The 11,239-nt window shown below is 73.6% G+C and carries 12 protein-coding genes; 3 read left to right on the top strand and 9 right to left on the bottom strand.

Annotation, left to right across the window (positions count from 1 at the left end):
* From ABZW03_RS08730 to rimP, 4 genes are all read right to left on the bottom strand, one after another.
* Nucleotides 1-370 (bottom strand): translation initiation factor IF-2 N-terminal domain-containing protein (locus ABZW03_RS08730; RefSeq protein ID WP_355254005.1); only part of this gene is annotated, 370 nt, incomplete at its 3' end.
* A 229-nt stretch (nucleotides 371-599) separates the two neighbouring features.
* A complete protein-coding gene (locus ABZW03_RS08725; protein ID WP_355254003.1) occupies nucleotides 600-842 on the bottom strand; it encodes a YlxR family protein in 243 nt (80 codons plus the stop codon).
* A gap of 153 nt (nucleotides 843-995) precedes the next feature.
* Complete coding sequence (nusA, locus tag ABZW03_RS08720; RefSeq protein ID WP_355254001.1) at nucleotides 996-1,988, bottom strand: transcription termination factor NusA; 993 nt, start codon at nucleotides 1,986-1,988, stop codon at nucleotides 996-998.
* A 55-nt stretch (nucleotides 1,989-2,043) separates the two neighbouring features.
* Complete coding sequence (rimP, locus tag ABZW03_RS08715; RefSeq protein ID WP_355253999.1) at nucleotides 2,044-2,580, bottom strand: ribosome maturation factor RimP; 537 nt, start codon at nucleotides 2,578-2,580, stop codon at nucleotides 2,044-2,046.
* 280 nt (nucleotides 2,581-2,860) lie between these two features.
* On the opposite strand from rimP, the gene ABZW03_RS08710 reads away from it, so the two are divergent.
* Together ABZW03_RS08710 and ABZW03_RS08705 are read left to right on the top strand one after the other, a co-directional pair.
* The gene (locus ABZW03_RS08710) at nucleotides 2,861-3,784 is read left to right on the top strand and encodes a ferritin-like domain-containing protein (RefSeq protein WP_355253997.1); all 924 of its coding nucleotides are present in this window, start codon (nucleotides 2,861-2,863) and stop codon (nucleotides 3,782-3,784) included.
* 63 nt (nucleotides 3,785-3,847) lie between these two features.
* A complete protein-coding gene (locus ABZW03_RS08705; RefSeq protein WP_355253995.1) occupies nucleotides 3,848-4,765 on the top strand; it encodes an aminoglycoside phosphotransferase family protein in 918 nt (305 codons plus the stop codon).
* Nucleotides 4,766-4,785: 20 nt separating this feature from the next.
* On the opposite strand, the gene ABZW03_RS08700 is transcribed toward ABZW03_RS08705, so the two are convergent.
* From ABZW03_RS08700 to dxr, 5 genes are all read right to left on the bottom strand, one after another.
* Nucleotides 4,786-5,337, bottom strand: coding sequence for a GNAT family N-acetyltransferase (locus ABZW03_RS08700; RefSeq protein WP_355253993.1), 552 nt, complete (start codon nucleotides 5,335-5,337; stop codon nucleotides 4,786-4,788).
* A 138-nt stretch (nucleotides 5,338-5,475) separates the two neighbouring features.
* On the bottom strand, nucleotides 5,476-6,351 hold the full coding sequence (locus ABZW03_RS08695; RefSeq protein ID WP_355254009.1) for a GNAT family N-acetyltransferase: 876 nt from the start codon (nucleotides 6,349-6,351) through the stop codon (nucleotides 5,476-5,478).
* A 187-nt stretch (nucleotides 6,352-6,538) separates the two neighbouring features.
* Entirely contained in the window at nucleotides 6,539-7,699 is a 1,161-nt protein-coding gene (ispG, locus tag ABZW03_RS08690) for a flavodoxin-dependent (E)-4-hydroxy-3-methylbut-2-enyl-diphosphate synthase (RefSeq protein ID WP_355253991.1), read from the bottom strand.
* A 143-nt stretch (nucleotides 7,700-7,842) separates the two neighbouring features.
* On the bottom strand, nucleotides 7,843-9,147 hold the full coding sequence (locus tag ABZW03_RS08685; RefSeq protein ID WP_355253989.1) for a M50 family metallopeptidase: 1,305 nt from the start codon (nucleotides 9,145-9,147) through the stop codon (nucleotides 7,843-7,845).
* Nucleotides 9,148-9,225: 78 nt separating this feature from the next.
* Nucleotides 9,226-10,470, bottom strand: a complete 1,245-nt coding sequence (gene dxr / locus ABZW03_RS08680; RefSeq protein ID WP_355253987.1) for a 1-deoxy-D-xylulose-5-phosphate reductoisomerase — start codon at nucleotides 10,468-10,470, stop codon at nucleotides 9,226-9,228.
* Nucleotides 10,471-10,539: 69 nt separating this feature from the next.
* On the opposite strand from dxr, the gene ABZW03_RS08675 reads away from it, so the two are divergent.
* Nucleotides 10,540-11,208 carry an NAD(P)H-binding protein gene (locus tag ABZW03_RS08675; RefSeq protein ID WP_355253985.1) on the top strand — a complete coding sequence of 223 codons (669 nt, stop codon included), beginning with the start codon at nucleotides 10,540-10,542 and terminating at the stop codon, nucleotides 11,206-11,208.
* Nucleotides 11,209-11,239 lie beyond the last annotated feature (31 nt).

Below are 11,239 nucleotides of genomic sequence, written 5' to 3'. Positions count from 1 at the left end.
CCGGGGTCGGCGCGCCCGGCTTCGGGGCGGCGGGGGCGGCGGCCGGCGCGGAAGGCGCGGCGGCAGCCGGGGTCGGACGGGGACCAGGGGTCGCGGCGGGGCGCGGACCCGGGGTCGGAGCCCCCGGCTTCGGGGCACCCGAACCGGCGGCGGGGGAGGGCGCCGCGGTCTTCCGCGGGCCCGGCTTGGCAGCGGAACCACCGGAGGTGGGTGCCACACCAAGCGCGTCAGTCAGCTTGCGCACGACCGGCGCCTCGATCGTCGAGGACGCCGAACGAACGAACTCGCCGAGCTCGGTGAGCTTGGCCATGACGGCCTTGCTCTCCAAGCCAAGCTCCTTGGCGAGTTCATAAACCCGGACCTTAGCCACTTCACTCCTGTCTATGAGTCCGGGGGTCTCGTCCGCCGGACTGTCGCTACTTCATGGGCGTACCCATCGCGTACTCATCGCGTACTCATCGAGTGCTCATCGCAATCTCGACCTACTTCCACATCGCGAGGTACCTGACTGGTGGCACGGCGCGCGGCTGCCCGAACTCCGTGCTTGTTGCGGTGGTTCTCCGCCGCGCGAGCGGCGGCCGTCGCGGGAGGCGGCCCTGCTAGGGGGCTTCGCCCGCCCGCTCCCCGATGAACCCGCGGAGCCGCTCCGTGTCGAGCGCGCCCTGGAGCCGGAAGGCCCGGGGGAACGCCCGACGGCGGACCGCGAGGTCGAGGCAGGCCGGATCGGGGTGCAGGTGAGCGCCCCGGCCCGGCAGTGCGCCACGGGGGTCGGGGACGCACTCGCCCTCGACCGCCGTGACACGCAACAGCTGGTGCTTGGCCGCGCGCTTGCGGCAGCCCACGCAGGTGCGTTCCGGGCGTGCTCGGACATGCGTCCGGCCAGACGAAGGCAAGTCTACCCCTCCGAAGCGACATGGCGCCGCCCGCCGATCCCGGAGGACCGACGGGGACGCCCACGACAACACTGACTACTGGGCCTGGGCCCCTACATTTTCCTACTGGGGCTCGGCCTGGCCCTCGGTGTCCGGCCGGATGTCGATCCGCCAGCCGGTCAGGCGCGCGGCCAGGCGGGCGTTCTGCCCCTCCTTGCCGATCGCCAGCGACAGCTGGTAGTCCGGAACGATCACCCGGGCGGAGCGCTGGGCGGCGTCCACGATCTCCACGCTGGTCACCCGTGCGGGCGACAGGGCGGCGGCCACCATCTCCCGGGGGTCCTCCGACCAGTCGACGATGTCGATCTTCTCGCCGTGCAGCTCGCCCATCACGGCGCGCACCCGGGAGCCCATCGGGCCGATGCAGGCGCCCTTGGCGTTCAGGCCCTGGCGGCGCGACCAGACCGCGATCTTGGTCCGGTGGCCGGCCTCACGGGCGATCGCCGCGATCTCCACGCTGCCGTCCGCGATCTCCGGGACCTCCAGCGCGAAGAGCTTCTTCACCAGGCTCGGGTGGGTGCGCGACAGCGTCACCGAAGCGCCGCGCACACCCCGGCGGACGGCCACCACGTAGCACTTCAGCCGGGTGCCGTGCCGGTAGTCCTCGCCCGGGACCTGCTCCTGCGGCGGCAGGATGGCCTCCAGCTTGCCGATGTCGACCAGCACGTTCTTCGGGTCGTTGCCCTGCTGGACGACACCGGTGACGATGTCGCCCTCCTTGCCCGCGTACTCGCCGAAGGTCTGGTCGTCGGCGGCGTCGCGCAGGCGCTGCATCATCACCTGGATGCCGATGCTGGACGCGATCCGGCCGAAGCCGTTCGGGGTGTCGTCGAACTCCTTCGGCTCGACGCCCTCGTCCAGCTCCGCCGGGTCCTCCATGGCCCACACGGTGACGTGGCCGCTCTTGCGGTCCAGGTGCACCCGGGCCCGGCGGCGCGAGCCCTCGGTGCGGTGGTACGCGGTGAGGAGGGCGGACTCGATGGACTCGACCAGCAGGTCGAAGGGGATGTTCTTCTCGTTGACCAGCGTGCGCAGGGCACTCATGTCGATGTCCACGGCTACGCCTCCTCGTCTTTCGTCACGTTCGTCTTGGTGGTACGGCGGCCAGGGGTCACTCGGCGCCGTCCTCCCCCTCGTCGAGGTCCGCGGCCTCGTCCAGGAGCTCGTCGTCCTTGCGGTTGAACTCGACCTGGACGCGCGCCCGGGCCACCTCCGCGTACGCCAGACGGCGCTCCTTCGGGCGGCCGCGCCCCTTCACCGGCTGCACCTCGACCAGCGCGCCGTCCTCGTCGGCCTCCAGCACCCGGGCGACGATCTCCCCGCCGTCCACCAGGTGGACCTTGGCCAGCCGGCCCTCGGCGCGCTGCCAGTGCCGGGGCAGGACCAGCGGACGCTCCGCACCCGGCGAACCGACCTCCAGCAGGTACGCCTCGTCCCCCATCAGGTCCGACTCGTCGAGGGCGTCGCCGACCACCCGGCTGAACTCGGCGATGGCGTCCATGTCCACACCGCCGTCGGTGTCGACGTCGATCTGCACCTGGCGGCGGTTGCCCGCCCGGGTGACCCTGACGTCCTCCAGGTCCAGTCCGGCCTGCTCGGCCAGCGGCTCCAGCAACGCTCGCAGCCGGTCGGTGTGGGTGGTGCTCATCCGGGTGGACTCCTCGGCCGCGTCTGCTGTTGTCAGAAGGTCGCCCCGCGCCCCCGGTGCCACACCGGATCACGGCAGCTCGGCCCAAAGCCTATCCGGTCAAGCCCCCAACCACCGATTCCGGACCTCCGCCCGCCGTCCGCACGCCACCCACTGCGAGCAAGCTCACACCCGGCACGGCATCCCCGAACCGGGCCCGGGAACGTGGGGATTCTGTAATCATTCACGCCAACGAGGGCAGCGGGGAGGCCGTCCTCCCGTACCCGCCCGGAGTGACCCGATGCAGCCGCCCAGCCGACGGACCTTCCTGGCCCTCGGACTGCTCACCGCCCTCACCGCCTGCACCGCCGACCCCCGCGGCGACCGCCCGGCGGGCCCCACCCCACCGCCCGACCTGGACACCCCCGCCCGCCTCCGCGCGATCGCCGGGACCGACCGCCTGCTCGGCGCCTACGACAACCTGCTCACCGTGCCGGGCGCCCAGACCGCCCTGCTCCAGCCCCTGCGCGACGACACCGCCCGGCACCGCGCCGTCCTCGTCCAGGGCCTGCCGACCGCGAGCCCCTCCGCGACCAGCACCCCGGTCCGCTCCCTGCCCACCCTCCCCGAGCTGGCCCTCCTGGAGCGCCAGACCGCCGAGTCCCACCTCTCCGGCCTCGGCGAGGTCAGCCCGCCCCTCGCCCGGCTGCTCGCCGCCGTCTCCGCCTCCAACGCCCTGCACGCCGCGGCGCTCGGCGACCGGACGCCCGTCAGGACCCCCGACGGCGGTTCCTCCACCGCCACCACCGAGGCCGCCGCCGTCCCCGCCCTCCAGACCGCCCTCAGCGCCGAACACGCCGCCGTCTACGGCTACGGCGTGGTCGGCGCCCACCTCCCCGACGACCCGCAGCGCACCGACGCCCGCACCACCCACGCCGCCCACCAGGCCCGGCGCGACGCCTGGCAACGCCTCCTCACCGCCTTCCGGGCCGCGCCCACCCCCGCCGCCGGCGGCTACCAGCTCCCCTTCCCGGTCACCTCCCCCGCCGAGGCCGCCAGGCTCGCCGTCCACCTGGAGACCCGGCTGACCACCGCCTACGCCGACCTGGTCACCACCCTCCCGGCCCCCTACCGCCCCGCCGCGGCCACCGCCCTGCGCGAATCCGCCCTCCACGCCCAGCGATGGGGCGCCCCGGCCACCGCCTTCCCGGGCATCCCCGACTGACGGGCGCCGCGGACCCGCGTGCCCGCGGCGCCCACCCCACCCCCAAACCCTGACAATGGACCCATGTCGGGAGCCGAACCCACCATCACCGTCCCCAGCCGGCTGACGGACACCGTCACCGCCGCCCACGGCGAGACCGGCCGCCGGTGGCTGGCCGCCCTCCCCGCCCTGGCCGCCACCCACCTCGCCGCCCGGAACCTCACCCTGGAACGGATCCTCGACCCCGGCGGCAGCCTCAGCCTCGTCGCGTACGTCCACCGCGACGACCTCTCCCCCGCCGTCCTCAAGGTCGGCCTGCCCACCCCCGAGACCGCCCACGAGCACGCCGCCCTCGCCCACTGGGCCGGCCGGGGCGCCGTCCTCCTGCTCGACGCCGTCCCCGCCGAGGGCGTCCTGCTGCTCGAACGCCTCCACGGCGAGATCCCGCTGCGCTCCCTCGCCGAGCCGAAGGCCATGCTGGAGGCCACCAGCCTGCTGCACCGCCTCTGGACGGAGCTCCCCGAGGACCACCCCTTCCCGGGGCTCTCCCGGCGGACGGCCGCCACCGCGCGCCTCGCGGAGCACCCCCACCCCGCCGCCGCCGAGGCGCGGCAGCTGATCGCCGAGGCGCTGGACACCGCGCACGGCCTGGCCGGGTCCGCCGAGGAGTCCTTCCTGCTGCACGGCGACTTCCACCACGGCAACGTGCTGGCCGCCGACCGCGCCCCCTGGCTGGCGATCGACCCGCGCCCGCTGGCCGGCGAACGCGCCTACGACCTGGCCCGCCTCGCCCTGGACCGCGCGGACACCCTGCTCGGCTCCCCCGGCGCCCCCGCCGCCGTCCGCCGCCGGCTCGGCCGGCTCTCCGAGGCCCTCGAGGTCGACCGGGAGCGCCTGCGCGGCTGGACCCTCTTCCGTGCCGTCGACCTCGCCCTCCGCGCCCTCACCGCGGACCGCCGCGAGGACGCCGAGCTCTACCTCGAATTCGCCAACTCCCTCTAGAGCGCTGCTCCTTCGGCCCGTCAGGCCCCGCTGGACCGGCGCAGCGGCAGCCGCGCCCCCATCACCGCGTAGAGCCGGTCCGTCGCCGGGAACCGCACCGCCCGCGCCAGGTCCCGGTACCCCAGCGACCGGTACAGCCGCCGCGCCGGCGTCTCCGCGTCGATCGCCGACAGGATGCTCCGGTCGAGCCCGGACTCCTCGCACAGCGTCCGGATGATCCGCGACCCGACGCCCTGCCCCTGGAACTCCGGCAGCACGTGCAGCTCGGTGACGGCGAACACCCCGTCCAGCCAGTCCCCGTGGCCCCGGGCGGCCAGGTAGGGCTCGATCACCGTGCTCCACCAGTGCTCGCGCCGGTTGGGCATCCCGTACCCGAACCCGACCAGCCGGCCGCCGCTCATCGCCCCGAGCGCGATCACCCCGGGCTGCTGGGCGTGCCGCCCCACGATGTGCAGCCGTACCGCGACCTCCTCGGGCGTCAGCCCGAACGCCACCGCCTGGACCTCCAGCGCCTGCGGCGCCCAGTCCGCTAGGTCGATGGCCCCGATCGTCACCCCGGTCAGCTGATCCATGCTCCGGACGTTACTACCCGTGGCCCCGCGGCGCGGCCGAAGATCCCAACAGCGCTTCGCGCAGCGTGCTCTCCCGCCCGGAGCGCGGCTGCCCGGCCACTTCGCCGGCCCTCCTCCCGGCCCGCTTCCCCGGCCCGCTCAGAACAGCACGCTCATGAACGCCCCGACCTCCCGGAACCCCACCCGCCGGTACGCGGCCCGGGCCCGCAGGTTGAAGTCGTTGACGTACAGCGACACCACCGGCGCCACCTCCCGCAACGCGATGTCCAGGACGGCCGCCATCCCCGTCTCGGAGAGCCCCTGCCCCCGGTGCTCCGGAGCGACCCAGACCCCCTGGATCTGGCAGGCCCCCTGCGTCACCGCCCCGATCTCCGCCTTGAAGACGACCTGGCCGTCCTCCCCGAACCGTGCGAACGACCGCCCGGTGGAGACGAGTTCGGCCACCCGGGCCTGGTAGAGCAGCCCGCCGTCCCCCGCCAGCGGCGACACCCCCACCTCCTCGGTGAACATCGCCACGCAGGCCGGCATCAGCGTCTCGACCTCGCTGCGCCGCACCCTGCGCACCAGCGGATCGGGCGCGATCTCCGCCGACGGCTCCGAGGTCGCCAACAGCGGCTGGTGCGCCCGCACGTCCCGGGCCGGCCCCCAACTGCGCTCCAGCAGCGCCCAGAAGGCCGCCGTGGCCGCGGCCGGCCCGACGATCGAGGAGCAGCGCCGCCCCTGCCGGCGGGCCCGCTCCGCGAACGCCGCGACCGCCTCCGGCCCGGCGTCGACCAGGACCAGGTTCGCCCCGGCGTAGCAGAGCGAGGCCAGCGCGCCGTCCCCGTCGTACCAGCCCCACAGCTCCCCGCCGAGCCGCCACGGGTCCAGTCCGACGGCCTCGACCCTGGTCGCGACGAAGGCGTTGGCGACCGGGTCGCGGTGGAGGACCTCCAGGGCACCCGGGAGGTCCGGCGGCTCCAGCACGCGGGTGGTGGCCAGGGCCCGGGCGGCCTGGAAGGAGCTCGGGAGCATCACACCTCGATCGAGCATCGAGACAGCACCTCACTGAGACGACTCTGGCCGCACCCTACTCCGTGGCCCCACCCGGCTACGGCCGCGGGGCCGTCCGCGAACGGACGGCCCCGCTTCCGGAAAACACCGCGCGGGCGCTCCCGCGCGGTCAGGACAACCTACGGCTGTCGGAACGGGCTCCCGGGGTTCACTCCCCCGCGACCACGGTCGGCGCCCCCGCCTCGACACCCTCCGCCTGCATCTGCTCGGCGAGCTTGAGCGCCTCCTCGATCAGGGTCTCGACGATCTTCGACTCCGGAACGGTCTTGATGACCTCGCCCTTGACGAAGATCTGCCCCTTGCCGTTGCCGGAGGCGACCCCGAGGTCGGCCTCGCGGGCCTCGCCCGGGCCGTTCACGACGCAGCCCATGACGGCCACCCGCAGCGGCACCTCCATGCCCTCCAGCCCGGCGGTGACCTCCTCCGCGAGCTTGTAGACGTCCACCTGGGCGCGGCCGCAGGACGGGCAGGAGACGATCTCCAGGCCGCGCTCGCGCAGCCCGAGCGACTCCAGGATCTGGTTGCCGACCTTGATCTCCTCGGCCGGCGGGGCGGAGAGCGAGACCCGGATGGTGTCGCCGATGCCCTCGGCCAGCAGCGCGCCGAAGGCGACCGCCGACTTGATGGTGCCCTGGAAGGCCGGCCCGGCCTCGGTCACGCCGAGGTGCAGCGGGTAGTCGCACGCGGCGGCGAGCTGGCGGTAGGCGTTGATCATCACGACCGGGTCGTTGTGCTTGACCGAGATCTTGATGTCGCGGAAGTCGTGCTCCTCGAACAGCGAGCACTCCCACAGCGCCGACTCGACCAGCGCCTCCGGGGTGGCCCGGCCGTACTTCTCCATCAGGCGCTTGTCCAGCGAGCCGGCGTTGACGCCGATCCGGATCGGCACGCCCGCGTCCTTGGCGGCCTTGGCGATCTCGCCGACCTTGTCGTCGAAGGCCTTGATGTTGCCCGGGTTCACGCGCACCGCCGCACAGCCGGCGTCGATCGCCGCGAAGACGTACTTCGGCTGGAAGTGGATGTCCGCGATGACCGGGATCTGCGACTTCCTGGCGATGATCGGCAGCGCGTCGGCGTCGTCCTGCGAGGGCACGGCGACCCGGACGATCTGGCAGCCGGACGCGGTGAGCTGGGCGATCTGCTGCAGCGTGGCGTTGATGTCCGAGGTCACGGTGGTGGTCATCGACTGCACCGAGACCGGGGCGTCGCCGCCGACCGGCACGTTGCCGACCATGATCTGCCGGGAGTAACGGCGCTTGGCCAGCGGCTTGAGCGGCAGGGACGGAATACCGAGCGAGATCGCGGTCATGTGCGCAGGGTTCCCCGGGGTTGAGGTGTGGTCGACCGCCCGGCCGTGACACGGCCGAGGCCGGGCGCGCTGACGATCGCGCACCCGGCCTCCACGGTACGGCACCGCAACGGGCGCCAGCACACCCGCCGTACCCGAACGCCCTAGCTGATCTTCACCGGGTTCACCAGGTCGGCGACCATCACCAGCAGCGTGAAACCGATGAAGATGCTGGCCACCACGTACGCCACCGGCATCAGCTTGGCGACGTCGAAGGGGCCCGGGTCGGGCCGCTTGAACAGCTGTGCGAAGCGCCGGCGGACCGCCTCCCAGGCCGCGCCGGCGATGTGCCCGCCGTCCAGCGGGAGCAGCGGCAGCATGTTGAAGAGGAAGAGCGACAGGTTGATGCCGGCCAGCAGGTTCACGAAGAACGCGATCCGCTGGGTGCCGGGGATGTCGAGCGAGAAGACCTCGCCGCTGACCCGGGCGGCGCCGACCATGCCGATCGGCGAGTCCGGGTCGCGCGGGGCGTCGCCGACGACCGCGTTCCACAGCCCGGGGATCTTGCCGGGCAGGGCGATCAGCGACTTCACCCCGTTCTCGGTCATGTCGTACATCCGGTCGAGCGACTGCCCGAAGCCCAGCTGGACCACACCACTCGCAGGAGTGAAACCGAGGAACCCCGCCTGGACGGTCTGGCCCTTGATCGGGACGCCGTCGCCGTCGTACTTCTGGACGTCGTTGACCGCGATGGTCGGGTTGAGGGTGAGCTGCTGCCCGTCCCGCTCGACCACCACCGGCACGGTCCGGCCGGCCGACCTGCGGATGTCCGCCTGGAGCTGGTCGTAGGTGCGGATCCGGTCGCCGTCGAAGGAGAGGATCCGGTCGCCCGCCTTCAGCCCGGCCTGGGCGGCCGGGGTCTGCGGGGCGCCGGCCGGGCAGTTGTCGGTGGGCTGGCCCGCCTTGACCACGCACTGGGCGACGGTGCTGACCGTCGGCACGTTCATCGAGACGCCGAAGCCCATCATGACGGTCAGGAAGAGCCCGAACGCCAGGACCAGGTTCATGAACGGCCCGGCGAACATGACGATCATGCGCTTCCACGGCTTGCGGGTGTAGAAGAGCCGCCGCTCGTCGCCCTCCTGGAGCTCCTCGTAGGAGGCCTCGCGGGCGTCCTCGATCATGGTGCGCCAGGGTGAGCTGCTGCGCTTGGTGATCCGGCCGTCATCGCCCGGCGGGAACATCCCGATCATCCGGATGTACCCGCCGAACGGGATCGCCTTGATGCCGTACTCGGTCTCGCCCCTCCGGCGCGACCAGAGGGTCGGCCCGAAGCCGACCATGTACTGCGGCACCCGGATGCCGAACAGCTTGGCCGTGGAGAGGTGGCCGAGTTCGTGCCAGGCGATCGAGATGAGCAGCCCGATGACGAAGACCAGGATGCCGACCACCGTCAAAACCGTTGCCACCGCTGGTCCTCCGTCATGCCGCTCCGCTCATCGTCTCGTCCTACCGCCATCGTGGCCGCAGTCGTGGCCGTCGACCGGTCAGCCGGACGCCAGCTCGCGGGCCCGGGCGCGCGCCCAGTCCTCCGCGTGCAGGACGTCCTCCACCGTCAGGGAAGTTCCCGACCCGGCCGGCCCGCCGTCGTACTGTCCGTGCTCGGCGACGACCTTGGCAACAGTGTCCACGATTCCGGTGAAGGCGAGGCGGCCCTTCAGGAACGCCTCCACGCACTCCTCGTTGGCCGCGTTGAAGACCGCCGGGGCGGTGCCGCCCAGGGTGCCCACCTCGCGGGCCAGCGCGACCGCCGGGAAGGCCTCGTCGTCCAGCGGGAAGAACTCCCAGGTGGCGGCCTTCGTCCAGTCGCAGCCGGGGGCGGCGTCCGGCACCCGGTCCGGCCAGCCCAGGCCCAGCGCGATCGGCATCCGCATGTCCGGCGGGCTGGCCTGGGCCAGGGTCGAACCGTCGGTGAACTCCACCATCGAGTGCACCACCGACTGCGGGTGGACCACGACCTCGATCCGGTCGAACGGCACGTCGTACAGCAGGTGCGCCTCGATCACCTCCAGGCCCTTGTTCACCAGGGTGGCCGAGTTGATCGTGACGACCGGGCCCATCGCCCAGGTCGGGTGCGCCAGCGCGTCCTGCGGGGTCACCCCGGCCAGCTGCTCGCGGGTGCGGTTGCGGAACGGACCGCCGCTGGCGGTGACCACCAGCTTGCGCACCTCGGCCCTGGTCCCGCCGGCCAGCGCCTGGAACAGCGCGGCGTGCTCGGAGTCCACCGGCACGATCTGGCCCGGCTTCGCCACCGCCTTCACCAGCGGACCGCCGACGATCAGCGACTCCTTGTTGGCCAGCACCAGCACCCGGCCCGCCGCCAGCGCGGCCAGCGTCGGCCGCAGGCCGATCGAACCGGTGATGCCGTTCAGCACCGAGTGGCACTCCATCCCGGCCAGCTCGGTCGCCGCGTCCGGGCCCACCAGCACCGTCGGCAGCGGACCGCCCGCCGCCTTCGCGGCCAGCGCCTCGCGCAGCGCCGGCTCGGCCGCCGGGTCGGCCACCGCCACGGTGTGCACGCCCAGCCGCACCGCCTGCTCGGCGAGCAGCTCCACCCGGCCGCCGGCCGCCGACAGGGCGACCACCCGGAAGCGGTCCGGGTTGCGGAGCACCACGTCGATGGCCTGGGTGCCGATCGAGCCGGTGGAACCCAGGATCACCAGCTCCCGGGGGCCGGAGGGGTCCGCCACGGTGGGCGTGAAGCGCAGCTGCGGGTGGGCGAGCGAAGTCATGCGCCCATTGTGTCCTGTTCGCGGCACTCCCCAGGACGGCCTCCGGCCCCTCGGACTACCGTCGGAACCATGCGTACCGTCATCGCCGGGGGCCACGGACAGATCGCGCTCCGGCTGGAACGGCTGCTCGCCGCCCGCGGTGAGCGGCCCGCCGGGATCGTCCGCCGCCCCGAACAGGCCCAGGACCTCGTCGACGCCGGCGCCGAGCCGCTGGTGCTCGACCTGGAGACCGCCACCGCGCCGCAGCTCGCCGGGCTGCTGACCGGCGCGGACGCGGTGGTCTTCGCCGCCGGCGCCGGACCGGGCAGCGGCGCCGCCCGCAAGAACACCGTCGACCGGGACGCCGCCGTGCTGCTCGCCGACGCCGCCGAACTCGCCGGGGTCCGCCGGTACCTGATGGTCTCGGCGATGGCCGCCGACGCCCACGCGCGGTACCCCGCCAACGAGGCCTTCGAGGCCTACCTGCGGGCCAAGGGCGCCGCCGACGACGCCGTCCGCGCCCGGGCCGGGCTGGACTGGACGGTGCTGCGCCCCGGGCGGCTCACCGACGGGCCCGGCACCGGCCTGGTCCGGCTGGCCCCCTCGGTCGACCGCGGCCCGGTGGACCGGGCCGACGTGGCCGCCGTCCTGGCCGCCCTGCTGCACGAGCCCGGCACCGCCGGGCTGACCCTGGAGCTGGTCGCCGGGAACGCCACCGTCGAGGAGGCGGTCGCCGCGGCCGCCGGGCACGACGGCTGAACCCGCGCGGGGGCTTCCCGGAACGCGGGGG

The organism is Kitasatospora sp. NPDC004799 (assembly GCF_040609095.1).
GTDB lineage: Bacteria > Actinomycetota > Actinomycetes > Streptomycetales > Streptomycetaceae > Kitasatospora.
This window is presented reverse-complemented; position numbering and strand designations above follow the sequence as displayed.

What these genes read in the sequence shown, in the direction of transcription:
- rimP (WP_355253999.1), bottom strand. Translation starts at nt 2,580, where the DNA reads ATGAGCACCACCCACACCGACCGGCTGCGAGCGTTGCTGGAGCCGCTG.
- ABZW03_RS08710 (WP_355253997.1), top strand. Translation starts at nt 2,861, where the DNA reads ATGCAGCCGCCCAGCCGACGGACCTTCCTGGCCCTCGGACTGCTCACC.
- ABZW03_RS08705 (WP_355253995.1), top strand. Translation starts at nt 3,848, where the DNA reads ATGTCGGGAGCCGAACCCACCATCACCGTCCCCAGCCGGCTGACGGAC.
- ABZW03_RS08700 (WP_355253993.1), bottom strand. Translation starts at nt 5,337, where the DNA reads ATGGATCAGCTGACCGGGGTGACGATCGGGGCCATCGACCTAGCGGAC.
- ABZW03_RS08695 (WP_355254009.1), bottom strand. Translation starts at nt 6,351, where the DNA reads ATGCTCCCGAGCTCCTTCCAGGCCGCCCGGGCCCTGGCCACCACCCGC.
- ispG (WP_355253991.1), bottom strand. Translation starts at nt 7,699, where the DNA reads ATGACCGCGATCTCGCTCGGTATTCCGTCCCTGCCGCTCAAGCCGCTG.
- dxr (WP_355253987.1), bottom strand. Translation starts at nt 10,470, where the DNA reads ATGACTTCGCTCGCCCACCCGCAGCTGCGCTTCACGCCCACCGTGGCG.
- ABZW03_RS08675 (WP_355253985.1), top strand. Translation starts at nt 10,540, where the DNA reads ATGCGTACCGTCATCGCCGGGGGCCACGGACAGATCGCGCTCCGGCTG.